This window comes from Microbacterium sp. LTA6 (assembly GCF_045690355.1).
Taxonomy (GTDB): Bacteria; Actinomycetota; Actinomycetes; order Actinomycetales; family Microbacteriaceae; genus Microbacterium.
In genome coordinates, this window is the sequence record NZ_CP147855.1 from 2215022 (window position 1) to 2234532 (window position 19511).

Consider the following 19511-nt stretch of genomic DNA (forward strand, 5'->3'; position numbering starts at 1 on the left):
GGGCATTGACAAGGCGGCGTGCGTGCGTCAACCCCGCCAACGCGGTTCAGTGGTCGGGGTGCGCGTCGTCCCGGTAGTCGGGACGCGGTGGCTGCAGCCGCTGATCCGAGTACTCGCCGCCCAGACGCCCGCCGTAGGGTCGTCCGTGATCGGCGTACTCCTCACGCGCGAAGACGAAGGTCCACGGCCCCGCGGTGAAGCGCGCGCCGGTGCGGAGGGTCTGAGTGCGCTCGCCCGCGTGGGTCGCGGCTGCATCCGGTTGGGCATTCATCTCGCCTTCGCCGTGCAGTGTCAGAACGTACTCGTCGCGCTCGTCGTGCTGGATCGTCGCATGCACCGGATCGGTGTCGCTGAGCTGCAGTTCATTGCCGCCGGCAGAGCCGATCCGGACGACATCGACATCGAGCGGATGCTCCGTCCGCTCGTCATCCCTGGTGATCAGCAGGTGCGGGTTGCCCGCACCCCATTCGGCGTGGGTCGTGGTGGGGGTGTTTCCGTCGAGCGTTTCACTCTCATCGGTGCGGTTCTCGTCCATGGGGCGCCTCCTCAGCGGGTCTGCTTGACGACGCTAGACGCGACCGCCCACCTCGCCGAGGGGGTTGACTTCACGACGACGCGGCGTCAACTCCGTCGGGGGGCGTCGTGTGCTCGGGGACCAACGTGATACCGCCACTGGTGTTCGCGGAATTCGCCAAGGCCGTGATCCATTCGACGTGCAGCTTCGGCGGCTCCGGCTCGTCGAAGACGAACCGCAGGGGGATGGACGGATGCAGCCATATCGTCGATCGTCCGGGCGGATGATCATCGGAGTGCTTCCAGGACAGGGTGAAGCTCTCGTTACGACGAAGCTTGGTGGCGATGACGACCTTCAGATGCGCGAGGGTTCGGTCCTCGATCAGGATGGGGTCGGCCGTGCCGCCGTAGAAGAGCATGCCCATAAGGCTTACGCTACGCATGAGGGTTGAATCCGACAATCCCCTAGAGACGGAAGGGCGAATCTGCATGGGCAAGTTCATCTACGAGGGCGGCGTGAAGACCGAGATCGAGGACCGTGCTCTCACGCATCTGCAACTCGTGATCACGGCCAAGCTGCGCCGGGGTGAGCCGTTCCCGTTCAGCTGGCGAGAAGATGCGAGCGTCGGCGGTGGACGCACCACCGTGTGGATCCAGCCGAGCAGTTCTCTGGTCTTCAAGTACTTCGGGAGCAGGCAGCCGTCGATCAACCGGGCCTGGATCGAAGCACTGGCCTTCACGGCCAATGCACCGAGCGGTCTCTACCTCGTGCCAGAGCCGGCTGAGACCGGCGAAGCGCCCAGCAGTCCGGACCTGCCGGTCACGCCGCCGCTCTAGCGCTTCGTCAGCGCTCGCGTTGCCAACTCCCGCGTGATGCCGGAATAGCCGAAGGTGTGTCAACCCCCTGGGGCTCACCGGTCGGGGTATCGGATGCTCGTCTGACCGGACCCATGACTCGAGGAGACATCACGATGGCAGAGAACACCTCCGATCCCCGCACGCTGCACACGGGCGGCCCTTTCCCTCCGCAGCAGCAGGATCAGCCGGGGCTGACCGACGAGACACGTCCGACGCCGGACCACGGCGAATCGAGCTACGTCGGCCATGGCCGCCTCGAGGGGCGGCGGGCGCTGATCACCGGCGGAGACTCCGGCATCGGCCGCGCGGTCGCGATCGCCTTCGCCCGAGAGGGTGCGGATGTCGCGATCGTGCACATGACCGAGGAGCAGGAGGATGCCGACGCGACGCTCGAACAGGTACGAGCGGCGGGACGGAAGGGTGTGAGCCTCGCGGGCGATGTGCGAGAAGAGTCGTTCGCATCGGATGCCGTGTCCCGGACGCGCCGTGAACTCGGCGGCCTGGACATCCTGGTCCTGAACGCGGCGTATCAGCACGACATCGACGGCTTCGAGAGCCTCCGCACCGAGGACATGCGCCGGGTCTTCGAGACGAACCTGTTCGGGCTCCTGTATTCCGCGCGAGCGGCGTTCCCCGAGCTCGAAGCGGGTGCCAGCATCATCGTCACCGCATCGATCCAGGCGTACAACCCCTCGCCTGGACTCATCGACTACGCGATGACCAAGGCGGCTCAGGTGGCCTTCGTGAAGGCGCTCGCCGAAGAGGCGGGGCCCAAGGGCATCCGCGTGAACGCCGTCGCGCCCGGTCCGATCTGGACGCCGCTGATCCCCGCCACAGGGTGGGATGCCGAGAAGCTGGCGTCGTTCGGGCAGGACACGCCGCTCGGGCGGGCCGGACAGCCCGCTGAGCTCGCCGGAGCCTACGTCTACCTCGCCTCGAACGAATCGTCGTACGTGTCCGGTGCCGTGCTCCCGGTGACGGGCGGGAAGCACCTCTAGAACAAGCGCCGCACCGCCCCGCGCCGAATGGACGCGGCGCCGGGTGATGCCCCAGGGTGGAGTACGTGCCATCGAACGCGTCGCCTCGTCCTCTCCTCGGTGTCGCGCTCGTCGTCGGGTCTTGCCTGTCACTGCCCTTCGGCGCCGCCATCGCGACTCAGCTCTTCCCGGTGCTCGGCGCCTGGGGCGTGACCTCGCTGCGCATCGCGATCGCCGCACTGCTCCTCGTCGTGATCGTGCGCCCGAGACCACGCCGTTGGACCCGCACGCAGTGGATCGCCGCGGCGCTCTTCGGGCTCTCACTGGCGGGGATGAACGGCTTCTTCTATGCCGCGATCGACCGCATTCCACTCGGTCCCGCTGTCGCGATCGAATTCCTCGGCCCTCTCATCCTCGCCGCCGTGCTCACCCGCCGCCTCGCCGACGCCGCTTGGGTCGGCGTCGCGCTGCTGGGCATGGCGCTGCTGGGCATCGACGGGATGATCGGTGCCGATCCGCTCGATCCGCTCGGTGTGCTCTTCATCCTGATCGCGGCGGGCTTCTGGGTGATGTACATCCGGATGAGCGCGCGCGTCGGTGCGCTCATCCCTGGTAGCGCGGGGCTGGCGGTCGGATTGGTCGTCGCCGCGGTGCTGCTACTGCCGCTCGGTGTGCCGGCCTCGATCACGATCGCGGCAGATGGCCAGCTGATTCTGCTGGCAGTTCTCACCGCCGTGCTGTCGTCGGTGATCCCGTACAGCTTCGAGCTCGCCGCGCTTCGCCGTCTCCCGCAGCGGGTGTTCGGGGTGCTGCTCAGCCTCGAGCCCGCGTTCGCGATCCTCGCGGGCTGGCTCGTGCTCGGTCAGGACGCGACACCGTTGCGGCTGGCCGCCGTCGGTCTGGTCGTGGTGGCGAGCGTCGGAACGACTCTCGGTGTGCGACATGCACGGCGGCGAGCGGATGCCGAGGCGAAGGACGTCGACGACCCGCCCACCGTGTTCACCGGGACGATCCCGCTCCCGGACTGACCGCTCGTCCCCACCCGGTTGTTGAGCGAGCGCCAGCGAGACGAAACGCGTTGATCCGATGCCGACCGCGGATCGACGCGTTTCGTCTCGGTCGCAAGCTCCCTCGCTCAACGACCGGCGCGTCGAGGCGATGCCGCGTCGGGCAGCGGGAACCGCCTGCGCAGCAGCATCCGCTGGACGAGCGTCCAGACGACCGTGACGGCGAGATAGAGGGCCGCGGCGAGCGGGACCAGCACGGCGAAAACGGCGGTCAGATAGTGCATGGCCGCCATGATGCGCAGCATGCCGGGCGAGTTCAACGGCGAGTCGTCGACCGGGGCCGGTCGGAACACTCGGCGGGTGACTTCGGCCACGGCGATCATGAGCGCGAGGAGGGTGCCCCACACGAGCATGGTCGCTGCGTCGGCGGAGCCGCCGAACACGACCGAGACGAAACTCGCGCCCAGCGGAGCGCCGAGCAGGTCGTGGGAGAGCAGCGCGTTCGGATGCCCGGCGATCTCGGGTCGCAGGAACAGGGTGTACAGGATGCCGATCACCGGCGCTTGGGCGAGCACGGGCAGCATCCCGGCGAAAGGCGAGGTGTTCTCGCTGCGATACAGCGCCATGGTCTCGCGCTGCAGCCGTTCGGGGTTCTTCTTGTGCCGCCGCTGCAGTTCGCGCAGTCGGGGGGCGAGGCGCGAGCGGGTCTGCTCGGCCTTCGCCTGCGAGACCCCGACAGGGATGAGGAGTGCGCGCACCAGCAGGGTGACGAGAACGACGGCGCCGGCGGCGGCGATGCCGCCGAGGGCAGGCGTGAGAGCTGTGGAGAGGCCGGCGAGGGCGCCGTAGGCGGCGTTCAGGAGCGCGGCGAGGGGTGGAAAGGCAAAGGGGTCCATGAGGGTCCGTTCGTGGCATCGGGAAGGGTCGGCCGAGGCCGCGTTTCCCGAGCCAGGAAGGACGGGTTACGCGGCGGGCACGACTCCCGGCGCACGAGGACGCGGATGGCCAGCGGCATCCGGATCGCTCTGAGTGAGGAGGGTTCCGATATCGATCGCGCGACGCGGATGGGGCGAACCGCCGCCTCCGGTGGGAAGTGCGCTGAGCGTGATGGCGAGGGCGAGAACGGCGACCGCGACGACGGCGATGGCGAGCCCGAGGGCGGTTGCATCCGGCGTGGAGACGAGGCCGAGCGCGGTGAGGACGATGCTCAGCATCTGCCCGAACCATTCGCCCATGTGTGCGCTCCCTTCGCTGCGAGGGTAGCACTCGTGGTCGAGTCGTCGGCCGAGAACCCGGTCGCGGAAGCCAGCTAGCATCGCGGGGACGGCACTCTCGGCGACTCTGCGTCGCGACGGCGGGGCAAGCCGACTTCCTGGAGCACGCAATGATCACCTACCGGCAGGATGACTGGGCCGCGAGCCCTTCGCATCCGTCGACCGTGACCGGACCGTACCTGATGGGTACCGGGGTCGTCACAGGTGAGGACACCGGCACTCGACCGCTCTCGCCTCCGCATTCGCACGCGGACGCGATGCTCGCCTGGTGCTACCGCGGCACGGTGTGGGTGCACCTGCAGGATGCGATGTGGCGCCTCGCGCCGGGGCAGGGAGTGTGGATCCCCGCGCACACCCCGCACACGGCCCACCACGAATCCGACTCGACCGGCTGCTACACCTACATCCCCGACTCGTCGCTGATCGCCCCGATCGACGACGTCACGCGGGTGCTCGTTCCGCGCGCGGTGCAGGAGATGCTCCTCCACCTGGGCATCAACGACATGCCGACCGACCTGCGTGTGCGCATCCAATCGGTGCTCATCGAGATGCTGCAGCAACCCCTGCCGGAGGCCGCGACCGAATGGGGTGAGGTGCCGATGCCGGCCGACGAACGGGTCGCTCCGCTCGTGCAGGCGGTGCTCGCGGACCCCGGCGATCCGCTCAGCACCCAGGATCTCTTCCTGGCGCACGGGCTGCACGAACGAACCGTTCTGCGCATCTTCCAGAACGACGTGGGCATGAGCTTCGGGCGGTGGCGCACCGGCGTACGGATGACCCTCGGAGCGCGACTGATCGTCGCCGGTACGCCGATCGGGGCGGCGGCGCACCGCTGCGGCTACGCGACGACGAGCGCCTTCTCCGCGGCATTCAAGCAACGGTTCGGTCTCACGCCGCGGCAGTACGTCGCGCGTGTGCAGGCCGATGCCGCTCACCAGACGTACTGGCGGTGACGTCGAGCCGGTCCGGTTCACGACAGTTGTCGGTTCTTCGACACAAGTCGTCGATCCTTCGACACTGAGCACCGCATCCGCGTTCTACCATCGAATAGTTAGGACATGCTTACCTAACTTCTCGCTGCGTTGACGCGGCACACCCCCTCCCCATCCCGAAGGAGAATCATGACGCACGCTCTTGCGCGCCCGAAGATCCGGCGAGGTGCCGCGCTCGTCGCCGCAGCCGTCGCCGCAGCCCTCACCCTCGCGGGGTGCTCGGCACCGGAGGAGAACTCCGGATCCGCAGCCGCGGCCACGGACGGCGTGGTCATCGAGCACGCCCACGGTGAGACGGTGATCCCCGAGAAGCCCACGCGTATCGTCGCCCTCGGCTGGATGACTCCGGATATCGTCGCCGCTCTCGGAACCAACCCGGTCGGCATCGAAGAGGTGTGGGGTGCTGACGAGAGCGGCTATCAGCCGTGGTTCGAGGACTTCGTCACCGAGGAGTACGGCGACACTCCAGAGATCATCCCCTTCGTCGAGGACGGCCCGAACTACGAGGCGATCAAGGAGCTCAAGCCCGACCTCATCCTGAGCCTCTACTCGGGAGTCACCGACATCGAGTACGACCGGTTGAGCGAGATCGCCCCGACCATCCCTTACATCGAGGGACCCTGGAACCCGGGCACCTGGGAGGGCATGACGCGCACCATCGGCGCGGCGATGTCCGAGGACGCCAAGGCCGAGGAGCTGATCGGCGAGACAGAAGATCTCATCACCTCGCTCGCCGACGAGCACCCCGAGTTCGACGACAAGACGTTCGTCTGGGGTCTGACCCTGAACGAGGGCGGCACCGATCTCGGCGTCTACCTCGAGTACGACCCGCGCGTGCGCATCACCGAAGCGCTCGGGTTCACCTCGACTTCGGCGATGGACAGCTTTCTCGCCAGCGCCGAGGGCGACAACTGGTACACGGGCGTGAGCCTCGAGAAGCTCTACGACGTCCCGGCCGATCTGTTCGCCGCCTGGGGCGGCAGCGCCGCCGAGGGCACGTACACGGTGGAGAACAAGGTCGTGTCGCGCTGGGACCCGATCGCCAACGGTTCGTACGTCATCTACGCGGACGACGCCGAGGCCTCGGCGATCAGCGCACCGACTGTGCTCTCGCTGCAGTACATCCTGCCGAAGTACGTCGACGACCTCGCCGCCGCGCTGCAGGGCAAGCCGACCATCGCGGGGAAGTGACCTCGGCGATGCTCCGGCCGGCTTCTCGCCGGATCCCGCTGGCGGCAGAAGACGGCACCGATGTCTCGGACACGGGTGCGGGGAGTCGTGCAGACGGCTCCCCGCACCGCAACGGGACCCTCATCACAGGTCTCGCGATCTCGGTGGTGGTGCTGGTGGTCGCCGCCGTCGCCTCGCTCGCGGTCGGCAACCGCGCGATCGATCCGGTGACCGTGCTGCAGTCTCTCTTCGCCTACGACGACGACAACCCCCTGCACCTGATGGTCGCGGAGCTTCGGGTGCCCCGCACGCTGCTCGGTATCGCGGTGGGGGCCGCGCTGGCCGTCTGCGGCGGGCTGATCCAGGCCTTCACGCGCAACCCGCTGGCGGACCCCGGCATCCTCGGTGTGAACGCCGGGGCATCGTTCGCCGTCACGTTCGCGGTCGGCGTGCTCGGTCTGACCGCCCCGGGCGCATATGTGCCCTTCGCCCTTCTCGGAGCACTCATCCTCACCCTGCTCGTCTACGTTCTGGGCTCGTTCGGGGCGTCGGGCGCCACGCCCATGAAGCTGACGCTCGCCGGAGTCGCCCTGGGTGCAGCCTGCACGGGCTTCACGACCGCGATCGTGCTGCGCGACCACAGCACCCTTCAGGTCATGCGCTTCTGGGGGGTCGGCTCGATCGGTGGACGCACCCTCGACCAGCTCACCTGGGCGGTTCCCCTGATCGTGATCGGCCTGCTGATCGGGCTCCTGTGCGCACGTCCGCTGAACGCTCTGGCACTGGGCGATGACCTGGCGCAGGCGCTCGGAGCGCGCGTGCGCGTGACCCGTGTGATGGTGATCATCGCCGTCACCCTGCTGGCGGGAACGAGCGTCGCCGCCGCCGGACCCATCGCGTTCGTGGGGCTGATGATCCCGCACATCGTCCGCTGGTTCACCGGTCCGGACCAGCGCTGGGTGCTGAGCTACTCGATGATCATCGGTCCGGCCTTCCTGCTGTTCGCCGACATCCTCGGCCGTATCGTGCTTCCCAGCGGTGAGCTCCGTGTCGGTATCGTCACCGCACTCCTGGGGGCGCCGATCCTGATCGTCCTCGTGCGCCGCAAGAGGGTGAGCGGACTGTGAGCACCGATCAGAAGTCTGTCGCCCCGCGGGGCGCAGCAGCACAGCACACCGCATCCGCGCCGGTCGACCGCGGACATCGCCTGATCCGGATCGAGACCCCGCGTATCGCCGCACTCATCCCGGTGCGTTCGGTCATCGTGTGCGCCGCACTCGTCGTCGTGATCGTCCTGGCGGGCCTGGCCTCCATGACCATCGGCGCGTACGAGGTGGACTTCGGCTCGGTCGTCCGGGCGATCGCGGACCCGGCATCCGATCCGGACATCCGGCAGGTGGTGTTCGAATGGCGACTCCCGCGCGTGCTGTTCGCGGTGCTGTGCGGGGCGGCGCTCGCTCTCGCCGGCGGCATCTTCCAGTCCCTCACCCGCAACCCGCTCGGGTCTCCGGACATCATCGGCTTCGGGATCGGCGCCCAGTTCGGCGTGACGCTCGTGATGATCGTCCTCGAGCTGAACACGTACATGTTCAAGGCGGCGGGCGCGCTCGTCGGCGGTCTCGCCACCGCACTGATCGTCTACGTCCTTGCGAGCAAGAACACGATGTCGTCGTTTCGTCTGATCATCGTCGGCATCGGCGTCTCGGCGGGGCTCGGATCCCTCACCTCCTGGATCCTCATCTCGGTCAGTGTGGAGAAGGCCATGATGGCGGCGACCTGGGGTGCAGGCTCTCTCGCCTCGCTCGGCTTCGACCAGCTCATCCCCGCGGCGATCGTGTTCGCGATCGTGACCGTTCTCTCTCTCCCGCTCCATCGAACGCTCCCGGTGCTGGAGATGGGCGATGACGCGGCGACCGCGCTGGGCGTCAGCCCTGGGCGCACCCGTCTCGCGGCGATGCTGTTCGGCGTCGCTCTGGTCGCCCTCGTCACCGCGGCCGCCGGACCCATCTCGTTCATCGCGCTCGCGGCTCCGCAGATCTCGCAGCGTCTCACCCGTTCGAACACTCCGATGGGCACGCTTCCGGTGATGCTCACCGGCGCCGCCCTCGTTGTCGTGTCGGACGCCGTCGCCCAACTCGTCGCCGTGCCGGTGGGCGTCGTGACGGTCTCGGTCGGCGGCGTCTACCTCGCCTGGCTGCTGGCCGCCCAGTTCACGCGCCGCACCTGAAAGGAACACCCATGACCGCTTCACTGCTGGCCCGCGACATCACACTCGGGTACGGAGACATCCCCATCGTCTCCGCGCTGTCGCTGCAGGTTCCCGATGACTCGTTCACGATCATCATCGGACCCAATGCGTGCGGCAAGTCGACGCTCCTGCGCGGGTTCGCCCGCCTGCTGCGCCCGACCACCGGCGCCGTGTACCTCGAGGGCGACGAATTGCGCTCCCTCCGGCCGAAGGAAGCCGCGCGCAAGCTCGGGCTTCTACCCCAGTCATCCATCGCACCGGACGGCATCACGGTCGCCGACCTCGTCGGCCGGGGGCGTTTCCCCCACCAGAGCGCGATGCGCACATGGAGCAGCGCCGACGAACGTGCGGTGTCCGCAGCGATGGCGGCGACTGGGGTCACCGACCTGTCGCGCCGGCTCGTCGACGAGCTCTCGGGAGGGCAGCGGCAGCGCGTCTGGGTGGCGATGGCCCTCGCTCAGCAGACGAAGCACTTGCTGCTGGACGAGCCGACGACCTTCCTCGATATCGCGCACCAGATCGACCTGATGGAGCTGTTCGCCGACCTGCACCGCAACGGCACCACACTGGTTGCCGTGCTGCACGATCTCAACCACGCCGCGCGGTACGCGACCCACCTCGTGGCGATGCGCGACGGGGCCATCGTGGCGCAGGGCGATCCTCGTGAGATCATCACCGCCGAGCTCGTCGAGGCCGTGTACGACCTTCCGTGCATGGTGATCACGGACCCGGTGTCGGGAACACCGCTCGTACTCCCGCTCGGTCGGCGGACGTCGTGACGAGCACACCACGGCGACTCTTCGGTATCGCGCTGTCCGCCGAAGGACGCGGGGTCGCTCTCACCGCTGCGACGGCGCTCCTCGTCGTGCACACGCTGGCCGAAGCCGCGATCCCCGTCATCATCGGCGCGACGATCGATCGCGCGGTGCTCCCTGCTGACCCGATCGCGCTCGGGATCTGGGTCGGCGTGCTGGTCGGCACCTTTCTCGTGCTGACCGTGAGCTACCAGTCCGCATCCCGCCTCATGGTGACGATCTACGGACACGGCGAGCAGGCGCTGCGCCACCTCGCCCTCTCCCGGATGCTCCGGCCCCGGCTCTCCCGTCGCACCGTGACCGCGGGTGAGGCCTTGACCTTCGTCACCTCCGATACCTACCGGGTGGCCGGCGTCGCCTGGTCGGTCGCGCAGCAGTGCGCCGCGATCGCTGCGATCATCGGCGCGGGGCTGGCCATGCTGGTGATCTCGCCGGCTGCGACGATCGTCGTGTTTGGCTCGACCATCGCGATGATGCTCGTCATGCGCGTCGTCTCGCGGCCCCTCGAGAACCGCGGTCTGGTCGAGCAGCGGGCGGCGACCGAGGCGGGGGCGGTCGCCGCCGACTTCATGAGCGGATTCCGGGTGCTGGTGGGCATCGGTGCCCGTGAAGAGGCCGTGCGGCGTTATGTCGCGGCGAGTGACGTCTCCCGTCGCGCCGCAACGGCTGCCGGCCGATCGCTCGCCGCATACGAGGCGGTGAGCGCGACCCTCGCAGCCGTGGCCACGACCGCTCTGGCCGGCATCTCGGCATGGTTCGCCGCGGAGGGCAGGATCAGCATCGGCGAGCTGGTGACCGTGCTCGGACTCGCCCAGTTCATCAGCGGCTACCTCGCCTATGCCGGGTCGTTCCCCTCGAACTGGATCCACAAGCTCGCCTCGGCGAAGAGGCTCGCCGAGGTCATCGACGCCGAGGATCTCCTCGAGGTGCCATCGGAGCCGGAGCGCCCCACGACTCCGCCGAACGGCGCGGTGCTGGCCTTCCGCACGGCTTCCGCGGGTTCACCGCTCGTGGAGGTGCGCGCGGGTGAGCTGCTCGGTATCCGCCCCGCGGACAGCGACGCGGCAAGAGCCCTCTCCCGTCTCCTCGGCCTGCGCACGCGCGCGGATCGGGGCCGTGTCTCGCTCGTCGTCGACGGGGAGTTCAGGGACGTTGTCGATCTGGATCCGGTGGAGTACCGCCGCCGCGTCGTCGCCCCGCCGCACGGGCAGACGATCGTGAGCGGCACGCTGAGCGAAGCTGTGCGGGGACGCTCGATGACGGACCTCCCGCGCCCCGCCTTCATCGAGATGGCGGCTCTGCACGAGACCGTCGCGCAGGTCGGCGGCTGGGACGCGCAGGTCGGCGAGGCCGGAAGGCGATTGTCCGGCGGACAGCGGCAGCGCATCGGGATCGCTCGCGCCCTGCACGCGGACGCCGATGTGCTCGTGCTCGACGAGCCGACCTCGGCCGTGGATGCCATCACCGAGGCACACATCGCCCGCGCGCTCTCGGCGCACAGCTCGACCGTCGTCGTGATCACGACCTCTCCTGTGCTGCTCGGCATGTGCGATCGGGTCGTCGAACTCTCCGCCGAAGGATCGGACGCTCGAGATGAGTAGTGATCCGAGTTCGACCGCCGCGCTGCTGCCGATCGCCTCCAGCGTCCGCGTGCGTGCCGCCGTCGGAGCGCTGCTGCGACAGCATCGGGGGAGGGCCGCAGCCGTCGCTGGGCTCTTCCTCATGGCATCCGCTCTCGGGATCGTGACGCCGACATGCCTCGGCCGCATCGTCGACGCCGTCTCGTCACGCGCGGGGTTCGCCACCATCGCCGGCTGGGTGATCGGCGCCGGTGCGGGCGCCATCGGCGCGGCCATCGTGATGCTGTGGGCGGTACGGATGCTCGCCGGGCTGGTGCAGGACATGCTCGCCACCCTGCGCGAGGACGTGTTCGCCTCGGCGATGCGTCTTCCCGTGAGTGCGATCGACGACGGCGAGAGCGCCGATCTGCTCTCGCGGGTCACCGGCGACGTCGACGCCGTGGCGGAGGCCGGAGGGAACGTCGCCCCGACGCTCCTCTCGGCGGGGTTCGCGATCGGAGTCTCGGTCGTCGCGCTGACCGCTCTGGACCCCTGGCTCGCTCTCGCCGGCGTCGCCGCTGCTCCGTTCTATGCGCTCGGCACCCGTGCGTTCCTGCGGAGATCCCGCGTGGTGTTCCGCGAGGTCCGGGTGCGCGAAGCAGCGCGCAGTCAGGCGGTGCTCGATGCGGTCGAGGCCATCGACACGCTCACGGCGTTCAACGAACAAGAGCACGCGCTGGAGCGGGTGCGGGAGCGCGCCGAATCCTCGATCCGGATGCAGGTCGAGGGCGTTCGCGTGACGAACCGATTGTTCCGGTGGATCAACGCCGGAGAGCTCGTCGGCCTCGCCGCGATCCTCTGCACCGGCTTCCTGCTGCATTCCGCCGCTGCGATCACCGTGGGGACGGTCACCACGGCGGCGCTGCTCTTCCATCGGCTGTTCGACCCGGTCGGGCAGCTGATCTTCGGACTCGACGACATCCAGCGGGCGACCATCGGACTCGCGCGACTCGTGGGGGTCATCGATCTCGCGACTGCGGCGGTCACGGCGCGGGAGTCGGCGTCGGATGCTGCGCCGCAGCGCTCAGCGGTCATCGAGGCAGCGGGAATCGAAGTGCGCGATGTCACCTTCCGCTACCCGAGCACCGGTCGCGGGATCAGTGAGGTGACGCTGCGGGTGGAGCAGGGCAGCACCGCGGCCCTCGTCGGGACCTCCGGGTCCGGCAAGAGCACGCTCGCCCGCGTGATCGCCGGCCACCATCCGCCGACATCGGGCAGCGTGCACCTCGCTCCGGGCGGAGGCGCCCCCTACTACCTCTCGCAAGAACTGCACCAGTTCCGGGGCACGATCGCCGACAACCTCCGACTCGTCGCACCCGGGGCGAGCCACGACGACATGGTCGCTGCCCTGCGCGCGGTCGGGGCGGGGTGGGCGGTCGATGCGATGGCGACGGAGCTCGCCGAGGATCCCTCCGCGAATCCTGTGGTGCCCCTCGACGAAGGCCGCATCCAGCAACTCGCTGTCGCGCGCGCGTTCCTCGCCGACCCCGAGGTGGTGATCCTCGACGAGGCGACCGCCGATGTCGGGCTGCATCATCGCGATGCGGTGGAGGAGGCGATCGGGGTGCTGCGCCAGGGCCGCACCGCGCTGCTCATCGCGCACCGGCTGCAGCAGGCAGCGAGTGCCGAGCAGATCATCGTCTTCGCCGACGGCCGGGCGACGCAGCGCGGCACCCACGCGGAACTCCTCGCGACGGACGGACCATACCGCTCCTCTTGGCTCGTCCAGACGCCGAGCTCGCCAGCCCCTCAGACCACCCCAGAAGAGACGGAGACTCCGTGAACATCCACCGCGGCATCGTCAGCAGCACCACCACCCTCACACCGACGCTCGTGCGCGTGACGCTCGCAGGCAGCGGCATCGCCGACTTCCTCAGCACCGGCATCGGCGACGAATACGTGCGGGTGTTCTTCCCGCACGGCGAAGACCCCACCGATGTCTCGCTGCCCGTGCCGGCCGGCGACTGGTGGGAGACGCCGGAGGGCGCACCGGAGGCCCCGATGCGCACCTACACGATCAGCGGCGTCCGTCCGGATGCCGACGAGCTCGACATCGATTTCGTGATCCACGAAGCGGGAGTCGCCGGCCCCTGGGCCGCGCGCGCCCAACCGGGGCATGTACTCGGGCTGAACTCCCCGACCGGCCTGTATTCGCCGCCGCCGGGAATCACCTGGCAGGTGCTGGTGGCGGACCTGACCGGGCTCCCCGCGGTGGCGCGGATCGCCGCCGAGACGCCGGAGGGCGTGCGGACGCGGGTCGTCCTCGAGGTGCCGAGCGAAGCCGATCAGGTCGCGTTCGAGGTGGGTGGCGACGTCGAGGTCACCTGGGTCATCGGCGGCAACGGCCACGGGCCGAGCGCGCTCGGTCCGATCCTGCGCGGCATCGTCGACGACCGGCTCCGGCTCGAAGACGGGTACGTCTGGGTCGCCGGTGAGACCGTCGCCCTGCGCGACGTGCGCAAGTACCTGCGCAAGGAACTCGGCCTGCCGGCCACGCGGTTCAAGGTCGTCGGCTACTGGACGCCGATCGCAGCGTGGGACGAGAAGTTCGCAGCGCTCCCCGACGCGGTGCAGAAGGAGCTCGACGCGATCTGGGCCGAGACCGACGATGCCGAGCCGGAGGACGTGCAGATCCGCTTCGAGGAGCAGCTCGACCGGCTCGGCCTCTGAAGCCGGGCACCGGCACGCGCCTCGCCTCTCCGTGCCGGGCGTAGCCTCAGATCATGAGTGATCTGCGCACCCTTCTCGGCATCGAGCATCCGATCGTCCTCGGCCCGTTCGGCGGACTCTCCTCCGTCGCGCTGGCGGCGGCGGTGAGCGACGCCGGCGGCCTGGGCTCGTACGGCCTCTACGGATACGACGGCGAGCGCATCCGGTCGACCGCGTCCGCCCTGCGTCAAGCCACCTCCCGACCGTTCGCGCTGAACATCTGGCTGCCCACCGGCGACGAGGTCGCGCCGAACGCGCAGCATGCGATCTTCGCGCAGGCGCTCCAGCCGTTCTTCGCAGCGGTCGGGGTGGACGTGCCTCAGCGGCCGACCGCCTACCTCCCCGAGCTCGGCGAGCAGCTGGAGGCGATCTGGGATGCCGCGCCGGCGGCGCTCAGCGTCGTGTTCGGAGTGCCAGAGGCGGAGGTCGTCGAGGAGGCGCATCGCCGTGGCATCCGTGTCATCGGCACCGCCACCACGGTTGCTGAAGCCACGGCTCTCGCTGACGGCGGCGTCGACGCGATCGTGGCGACCGGCGCCGAGGCCGGCGGGCACCGCGTCTCGTTCCTGCGCCCAGCCGAAGAATCTCTCATCGGGACCTTCGCACTCGTGCCGCAGATCGCCGACGCCGTCTCGGTGCCGGTGATCGCGGCCGGCGGCATCACCGACCGTCGCGGGGTGGCCGCCGCGTTCGCCCTCGGGGCCGCCGGCGTGCAGGTGGGCACGGCGTTCCTCGCCACGGCCGAGTCCGCGGCGAACGATGCGCATCGCGCGGCGATCCACTCGACAGCCGCTGATGAGACGGTGCTCACCCGGGCGATGAGCGGGCGACTCGCGCGCGGCGCGCGGAATCGGGTGGTGCGCGCGATCGAAGCCAGCGGCACGATCGCGCCGTTCCCGATGCAGAACTGGCTCACCGGACGCTTCCGCACCGCCGCCGGTGAGCAGAACCTGGGGGAGCTGCAGTCGCTCTGGATGGGGCAGTCCGCGCCGCTCGTGCGCTTCGACACCGCGGCCGACGTGTTCGCCGAGCTGGTCGCCGGTGCGCCGGAGCGCTAGAGGATGACGGTCGAGCGGCCGTGCACGATCACGCGATCCTCCGCGTGCCACTGCACGGCGCGGGCGAGCACCAATCGTTCGACGTCAGCGCCGCGGCTCTGCAGCTCGGCAGCGGATTCGGAATGGGTCACCCTGGTGACGTCCTGCTCGATGATCGGGCCCTCGTCGAGGTCGGCCGTCGCATAGTGCGCGGTGGCGCCGATGAGCTTCACGCCGCGGTCCTTCGCCCGTGCATAGGGGTTGGCCCCGATGAAGGCCGGCAGGAAGGAGTGGTGGATGTTGATCACGGGCGCCCCGACGCGTTCGATGAAGTCGTCGGTGAGGATCTGCATGTACCGGGCGAGCACGACGAGGTCGACGTTGCCCTGCAGCAGCTCGAGCTGGCGCGTCTCCATCGCGGACTTGTCGCCGGAGGGGATGTGTACGAAAGGCACACCGAAGGAGCGCACGGACTCGGCGAGGTCAGCGTGATTCGACACCACCATCGTCACGTCGATGTCGAGCTGTCCGCGCTGGGTGCGCCAGAGCAGTTCCATGAGGCAGTGATCGTACTTCGACACGAAGATCGCGACCCGCTTGCGGCGTGCGACATCGTGCAGCGACCACTCCATGCCGAAGCGCTCGGCGACGGTCGCGATGCTCGCCTCGAGTGCGGGTCGCGCGGCGGACAGCCCCTCCAGGTGGATGACGGTCCGCTGGAAGAAGCGCCCGCCCTCGGCATCCGTCGAATGCTGATCGAGCGAGATGATGTTCGCACCGTGCTCGGCGAGCACGCCGGCGACGGCGGCGACGATGCCGGGCTGGTCGTCGCACGCGATCAGAAGACGGGCGGTATCGGGCTGGGACATGAGGGCTCCTCAGAGGGTGTCAGTCGATTCTGTCGCGGATGCGGCGACCGGGCGAATCGCGCGGTCGGGTCGCTAATCTGAGAGCGTGAACGCGGGCGACGTCGGACTGGTGCTGATCCCGCTGCTCGCGGTCGCAGCACCGCTGCTCGCCCGAGGCGTGCGCCGGGTCATCCGCGTTCCGATCATCGTCTTCGAGCTGGTTCTCGGGATCCTGGCCGGACCCGCCGTGCTCGGCTGGGTCGAGCCGCACGAGATCCTGCAGAAGCTGAGCGATTTCGGGTTGGCGATGCTCTTCTTCGTCGCCGGATCCGAGATCGACTTCCGCGCCGTGTCGGGGAAGCCGCTCATGCGGGCCTCGATCGGCTGGGTGATCAGCGTCGCGCTCGGCATCGGCGTCGGTCTCTTCTTCGCGCCGGGCGACGGCATGATCGTGATCGGTATCGCGCTGAGCTCGACCGCGCTCGGCACGTTGATGCCGATCCTGCGCGATGCGCGCGAGCTCGACACGCCGTTCGGCAAGGTGGTCACCGTGATCGGTGCGGTCGGCGAGTTCCTGCCCCTCATCGCCATCTCCGTCTTCCTCAGCGCGCGCTCGACGCCGGTGGCTGCCGGGATCCTGCTGGCGTTCGTCGTGCTCGCCGGACTGGCCGTGCTGCTGGCGCGTCGGCTGCCGCACGGTGGACTGCACGAGTTCATCCGGGTGACCCTGCACACCTCCGACCAGTTCGCAGTGCGCTTCGTGCTGCTGCTCATCGCCGCACTCGTCGGCCTCAGTGTGATGTTCGATCTCGACATGCTGCTCGGCGCCTTCGTCGCCGGAGCCATCTGGCACATCATCATGGCCCGTGCACCGAAGGACGACGCCGCGGCGGTCGAGAGCAAGGTCGAAGCCGTCGCATTCGGCTTCCTCGTGCCGATCTTCTTCCTCTACACCGGCGTGAACTTCGACCTGGCAGCATTGCTCGCGTCTCCGGCGGCGCTCGGACTCGTGCCGCTGTTCCTGGTCGCCCTTCTCGTGATCCGCGGGTCGGCGGCGCAGTTGTCGGCGCCGCGGGGAATGAACGTGCGCGATCGTGCGGCGCTCGGGATGCTCGCCGCCACCGGGCTGCCGATCATCGTCGCGGTGACCGCGATCGGCGTCGAGCGAGGGATGCTCGACAGCGGGACGGCCGCCGCGCTGGTCGGAGCCGGGATGCTGTCCGTGTTGATCTACCCGCTCATCGCGATGATGCTGCGCGGGGACCGTGAGCGCGTCGTCGGCCCCCGGCCCGCCGACGAGCGGCCGCAGGGAGAACTGTGATGACGGCATCCGATCTGCTGAGTGAGGCGCGGGCCGCGCTGGCCGGTGCGCCGCAGGAGGGACTGGGCGAGGAGCGCAGCTCGCGGTGGCGCGGGCGGCGTATCGTTCGGGTCGGTTCCGCGTGGCATCTCGGCGTGCTGCTACTCACGGACACGCGCGTGCTGGCCACCGCCGAGGTGCTGCGGGCGGCCGACCCCGGCCGGCGCGGCTACACGGCGGAATCCGCTCGTGCGCGTGCGGCTCGCCGCGAGGAGGCGCTGCGCGGGGGCTTCGCCGAGGGCGAGGTCGTGCACGTCGGCTGGAGCGTCGTCGATGTGTCGGCCGTGGACGCCGGCGGGTCATCCGGTCCGCTCGCCGTCGTCGACGCGGTGGTGTCCGTGCACTGGAGCAGCGCCGGCGGCTACATGCCGCTGGCGACATACCTACGGGAACGGGTCGAGCTGCTGCAAACCCCCGGCCGTTGAGCGAGGAGCGCAGCGACGAGACGAAACGATCTCATCGGGCGCTCAAGGTCGGCGAGGCGCGTTTCGTCTCGTGAAGACCTGCACTGAGCGAGCGCCAGCGAGTCGAAGGGGCGCTCAACGACCGGGAACGAAGGTTTCCGCGAATCGGCGCAGGAGAGCGGCGCCCTCGGTGACGGATGCTGCGAGCACCTGTCCCTGCACCGCGTCGAACTCGGACGGATCGAAGTATCCGGTCGTGCGGTAGAACGTCATCCGATCCGCGAAGTCGCGCGGGGTGGGCTCGGGATGGAACTGCGCCGCGTACAGATGCGTGCCGACGCGGTAGGCCTGCACCGGGCACACGTCGTTGGTGGCGAGCAGCTCGGCACCGGGCGGGACGGATGCCGCGCTCTCTTTGTGCGCAGTGAAGACGGTCAACGCGGGAGCGCTGGGGCCGAACAGCGGGTCGGCGTCGCCGGCGGCAGTCGTACGGATGACTGTGGCGCTCGCGGCCTCCGGCGTGTCGATCGTCACGTCGCCGCCCAGCATCCGGGTCACGACGCCGATGCTGAAGCAAGTGAAGAACGCGGCCACCTCGCCCTCGATGGCGCGGTCCGCGATGGACTCGAGGTCTGCTTCGACACGGGCCTGCAGGGGCGACTTCGTCGCGTCGCTCACATTGAACGGCGACCCGCCGACGACGATGCCGCGGTAGTGCGCGAGCCGCACGGGATCGAGCGACTCGGTGAGCAGATCGAGGCGATCGACGACGTCCACGCCGAGCGCTCGCCGGAACGAGGCGTGCTCGGCATCCGCCGCCCCGATCTCCGGGCGCACGCAGACATAGAGAAGCGAGGCCATCCGGCGATTCTAACGAGCGCGGATGGCCGTCACCGAACGCCCGTCACACGGCGTCGCCGTCAGCGCGAGGAGTTCTGGGTGCGCCCGCGGACGATCCCGACGAACGTCTCGACGTCGGCAGTGGTGCGCTCACGCGGCCAGACCAGTGCGACAGTCGACGTCGGTCCGTCGAGAAGAGGCCGGTGGCCCACGTCCTTGCGATGGTGCAGTCGCGCCAGCGACATCGGCACGACGACGATCCCGACGCCGGTCGCGACGGTGACGATCGCCTCTTCGGTCGTCGAAAGCGGCGGAAAGGATGGGGCGAGGGTGCCGGGCAGATCGAGCGACGCGAGGACGTCATCCTCCGGCGTGATCAGCACTTCGCCGGCCAGATCCGCCGCGGAGAGTTCGTCGACGGCCATCAGATGAGAGTCGACGGCGGCCACGACGACGGGAGTCTCCACATAGAGCGTGATGATGTGGAGCGTGTCGTCCTCCAGCGGCAGACGCATCAGCGCCGCATCCAGATCGCCCAGCGCTTCACGCTGGCCGGCGGCCTCGATCGGGATCAGCTCCAGCGGGACCTGCGGCATCCGCTGCTTCCAGGCATCGATCCACTTGCCGGGTGTCGCACCGGGGACGACGCCGAGGCGGAAGGTGCGGGATTCCTCCACGGGAACCGCGGCGTCGAACACGACCGTCGGCTGCTTCTGCGGGCGCTTCTGGGGCTGCGCCTTCTTGGATCCCGCACCGAGAGGCCGCTTCGTGCCGCGCGCTGGCACCGTCTTGCGGCCGCGCGCGCCGCCCTGTTTCGCCATGCCCTCAGGGTATCGGGCT

At 69.2% G+C, this 19511-nt stretch carries 21 protein-coding genes; 14 read left to right on the forward strand and 7 right to left on the reverse strand.

Annotation, left to right across the window (positions count from 1 at the left end; genetic code table 11):
* Positions 1 to 46 precede the first annotated feature (46 nt).
* Both LTA6_RS10305 and LTA6_RS10310 read right to left on the reverse strand, forming a co-directional pair.
* The gene (locus LTA6_RS10305) at positions 47 to 535 is read right to left on the reverse strand and encodes an FHA domain-containing protein (RefSeq protein ID WP_407357764.1); all 489 of its coding nucleotides are present in this window, start codon (positions 533 to 535) and stop codon (positions 47 to 49) included.
* 70 nt (positions 536 to 605) lie between these two features.
* Complete coding sequence (locus tag LTA6_RS10310) at positions 606 to 938, reverse strand: hypothetical protein (protein WP_407357765.1); 333 nt, start codon at positions 936 to 938, stop codon at positions 606 to 608.
* 64 nt (positions 939 to 1002) lie between these two features.
* Between LTA6_RS10310 and LTA6_RS10315 the strand changes: the two genes are divergently transcribed.
* The 3 genes from LTA6_RS10315 (at position 1003) to LTA6_RS10325 (ending at position 3376) form a co-directional block, all read left to right on the forward strand.
* Positions 1003 to 1350, forward strand: coding sequence for an ATP-dependent DNA ligase (locus tag LTA6_RS10315; RefSeq protein WP_341978154.1), 348 nt, complete (start codon positions 1003 to 1005; stop codon positions 1348 to 1350).
* Between the two features lie 134 nt (positions 1351 to 1484).
* Positions 1485 to 2369: an SDR family oxidoreductase gene (locus LTA6_RS10320; RefSeq protein ID WP_407357766.1), complete on the forward strand. Its 885-nt coding sequence runs from the start codon at positions 1485 to 1487 to the stop codon at positions 2367 to 2369.
* 65 nt (positions 2370 to 2434) lie between these two features.
* Positions 2435 to 3376, forward strand: coding sequence for an EamA family transporter (locus LTA6_RS10325; protein ID WP_341978158.1), 942 nt, complete (start codon positions 2435 to 2437; stop codon positions 3374 to 3376).
* 107 nt (positions 3377 to 3483) lie between these two features.
* Here the strand turns inward: LTA6_RS10325 and LTA6_RS10330 are convergent, their stop codons facing one another.
* Positions 3484 to 4251: a YidC/Oxa1 family membrane protein insertase gene (locus tag LTA6_RS10330; protein ID WP_407357767.1), complete on the reverse strand. Its 768-nt coding sequence runs from the start codon at positions 4249 to 4251 to the stop codon at positions 3484 to 3486.
* Positions 4252 to 4317: 66 nt separating this feature from the next.
* A complete protein-coding gene (locus LTA6_RS10335; protein WP_341978162.1) occupies positions 4318 to 4590 on the reverse strand; it encodes a DUF6412 domain-containing protein in 273 nt (90 codons plus the stop codon).
* A 149-nt stretch (positions 4591 to 4739) separates the two neighbouring features.
* Here LTA6_RS10335 and LTA6_RS10340 point away from each other — a divergent pair, with 149 nt between their 5' ends.
* The 9 genes from LTA6_RS10340 to LTA6_RS10380 all read left to right on the forward strand — a co-directional run bounded on the left by LTA6_RS10340 (position 4740) and on the right by LTA6_RS10380 (position 15240).
* The gene (locus LTA6_RS10340) at positions 4740 to 5582 is read left to right on the forward strand and encodes a helix-turn-helix domain-containing protein (RefSeq protein WP_407357768.1); all 843 of its coding nucleotides are present in this window, start codon (positions 4740 to 4742) and stop codon (positions 5580 to 5582) included.
* A 168-nt stretch (positions 5583 to 5750) separates the two neighbouring features.
* Positions 5751 to 6812 (forward strand): ABC transporter substrate-binding protein, encoded by a 1062-nt coding sequence (locus tag LTA6_RS10345; RefSeq protein ID WP_407357769.1) that lies wholly within the window; start codon positions 5751 to 5753, stop codon positions 6810 to 6812.
* Positions 6809 to 7918 carry a FecCD family ABC transporter permease gene (locus LTA6_RS10350; RefSeq protein ID WP_407357770.1) on the forward strand — a complete coding sequence of 370 codons (1110 nt, stop codon included), beginning with the start codon at positions 6809 to 6811 and terminating at the stop codon, positions 7916 to 7918. Before LTA6_RS10345 ends, LTA6_RS10350 begins: the two co-directional genes overlap by 4 nt.
* Positions 7915 to 9018, forward strand: a complete 1104-nt coding sequence (locus tag LTA6_RS10355; protein ID WP_407357771.1) for a FecCD family ABC transporter permease — start codon at positions 7915 to 7917, stop codon at positions 9016 to 9018. The genes LTA6_RS10350 and LTA6_RS10355 overlap by 4 nt, the downstream gene beginning before the upstream one ends.
* 11 nt (positions 9019 to 9029) lie before the next feature.
* On the forward strand, positions 9030 to 9818 hold the full coding sequence (locus tag LTA6_RS10360; protein WP_407357772.1) for an ABC transporter ATP-binding protein: 789 nt from the start codon (positions 9030 to 9032) through the stop codon (positions 9816 to 9818).
* On the forward strand, positions 9815 to 11455 hold the full coding sequence (locus LTA6_RS10365; RefSeq protein ID WP_407357773.1) for an ABC transporter transmembrane domain-containing protein: 1641 nt from the start codon (positions 9815 to 9817) through the stop codon (positions 11453 to 11455). The genes LTA6_RS10360 and LTA6_RS10365 overlap by 4 nt, the downstream gene beginning before the upstream one ends.
* Positions 11448 to 13256, forward strand: coding sequence for an ABC transporter ATP-binding protein (locus tag LTA6_RS10370; protein WP_407357774.1), 1809 nt, complete (start codon positions 11448 to 11450; stop codon positions 13254 to 13256). The genes LTA6_RS10365 and LTA6_RS10370 overlap by 8 nt, the downstream gene beginning before the upstream one ends.
* Positions 13253 to 14143, forward strand: coding sequence for a siderophore-interacting protein (locus LTA6_RS10375; RefSeq protein WP_407357775.1), 891 nt, complete (start codon positions 13253 to 13255; stop codon positions 14141 to 14143). Before LTA6_RS10370 ends, LTA6_RS10375 begins: the two co-directional genes overlap by 4 nt.
* A 53-nt stretch (positions 14144 to 14196) precedes the next feature.
* Positions 14197 to 15240 (forward strand): NAD(P)H-dependent flavin oxidoreductase, encoded by a 1044-nt coding sequence (locus LTA6_RS10380; protein ID WP_407357776.1) that lies wholly within the window; start codon positions 14197 to 14199, stop codon positions 15238 to 15240.
* Here LTA6_RS10380 and purU read toward each other — a convergent pair.
* Positions 15237 to 16088 (reverse strand): formyltetrahydrofolate deformylase, encoded by an 852-nt coding sequence (gene purU / locus LTA6_RS10385; protein WP_341978183.1) that lies wholly within the window; start codon positions 16086 to 16088, stop codon positions 15237 to 15239. The two genes, LTA6_RS10380 and purU, sit on opposite strands and share 4 nt — an antisense overlap.
* An 85-nt stretch (positions 16089 to 16173) precedes the next feature.
* Here purU and LTA6_RS10390 point away from each other — a divergent pair, with 85 nt between their 5' ends.
* Positions 16174 to 17388 carry a cation:proton antiporter gene (locus LTA6_RS10390; protein WP_407357777.1) on the forward strand — a complete coding sequence of 405 codons (1215 nt, stop codon included), beginning with the start codon at positions 16174 to 16176 and terminating at the stop codon, positions 17386 to 17388.
* A complete protein-coding gene (locus LTA6_RS10395) occupies positions 17388 to 17852 on the forward strand; it encodes a glutaminase (protein WP_407357778.1) in 465 nt (154 codons plus the stop codon). The genes LTA6_RS10390 and LTA6_RS10395 overlap by 1 nt, the downstream gene beginning before the upstream one ends.
* 114 nt (positions 17853 to 17966) lie before the next feature.
* On the opposite strand, the gene LTA6_RS10400 is transcribed toward LTA6_RS10395, so the two are convergent.
* Positions 17967 to 18692, reverse strand: coding sequence for a glutamine amidotransferase-related protein (locus LTA6_RS10400; protein ID WP_407357779.1), 726 nt, complete (start codon positions 18690 to 18692; stop codon positions 17967 to 17969).
* A 59-nt stretch (positions 18693 to 18751) separates the two neighbouring features.
* The gene (locus LTA6_RS10405; RefSeq protein ID WP_407357780.1) at positions 18752 to 19492 is read right to left on the reverse strand and encodes a LysR substrate-binding domain-containing protein; all 741 of its coding nucleotides are present in this window, start codon (positions 19490 to 19492) and stop codon (positions 18752 to 18754) included.
* Between the last annotated feature and the right edge of the window lie 19 nt (positions 19493 to 19511).

Coding starts and splice junctions, on each gene's coding strand:
- LTA6_RS10305 (WP_407357764.1), bottom strand. CDS start 535: ATGGACGAGAACCGCACCGATGAGAGTGAAACGCTCGACGGAAACACC.
- LTA6_RS10310 (WP_407357765.1), bottom strand. CDS start 938: ATGGGCATGCTCTTCTACGGCGGCACGGCCGACCCCATCCTGATCGAG.
- LTA6_RS10315 (WP_341978154.1), top strand. CDS start 1,003: ATGGGCAAGTTCATCTACGAGGGCGGCGTGAAGACCGAGATCGAGGAC.
- LTA6_RS10320 (WP_407357766.1), top strand. CDS start 1,485: ATGGCAGAGAACACCTCCGATCCCCGCACGCTGCACACGGGCGGCCCT.
- LTA6_RS10330 (WP_407357767.1), bottom strand. CDS start 4,251: ATGGACCCCTTTGCCTTTCCACCCCTCGCCGCGCTCCTGAACGCCGCC.
- LTA6_RS10335 (WP_341978162.1), bottom strand. CDS start 4,590: ATGGGCGAATGGTTCGGGCAGATGCTGAGCATCGTCCTCACCGCGCTC.
- LTA6_RS10340 (WP_407357768.1), top strand. CDS start 4,740: ATGATCACCTACCGGCAGGATGACTGGGCCGCGAGCCCTTCGCATCCG.
- LTA6_RS10345 (WP_407357769.1), top strand. CDS start 5,751: ATGACGCACGCTCTTGCGCGCCCGAAGATCCGGCGAGGTGCCGCGCTC.
- LTA6_RS10360 (WP_407357772.1), top strand. CDS start 9,030: ATGACCGCTTCACTGCTGGCCCGCGACATCACACTCGGGTACGGAGAC.
- LTA6_RS10370 (WP_407357774.1), top strand. CDS start 11,448: ATGAGTAGTGATCCGAGTTCGACCGCCGCGCTGCTGCCGATCGCCTCC.
- LTA6_RS10380 (WP_407357776.1), top strand. CDS start 14,197: ATGAGTGATCTGCGCACCCTTCTCGGCATCGAGCATCCGATCGTCCTC.
- purU (WP_341978183.1), bottom strand. CDS start 16,088: ATGTCCCAGCCCGATACCGCCCGTCTTCTGATCGCGTGCGACGACCAG.
- LTA6_RS10395 (WP_407357778.1), top strand. CDS start 17,388: ATGACGGCATCCGATCTGCTGAGTGAGGCGCGGGCCGCGCTGGCCGGT.
- LTA6_RS10400 (WP_407357779.1), bottom strand. CDS start 18,692: ATGGCCTCGCTTCTCTATGTCTGCGTGCGCCCGGAGATCGGGGCGGCG.
- LTA6_RS10405 (WP_407357780.1), bottom strand. CDS start 19,492: ATGGCGAAACAGGGCGGCGCGCGCGGCCGCAAGACGGTGCCAGCGCGC.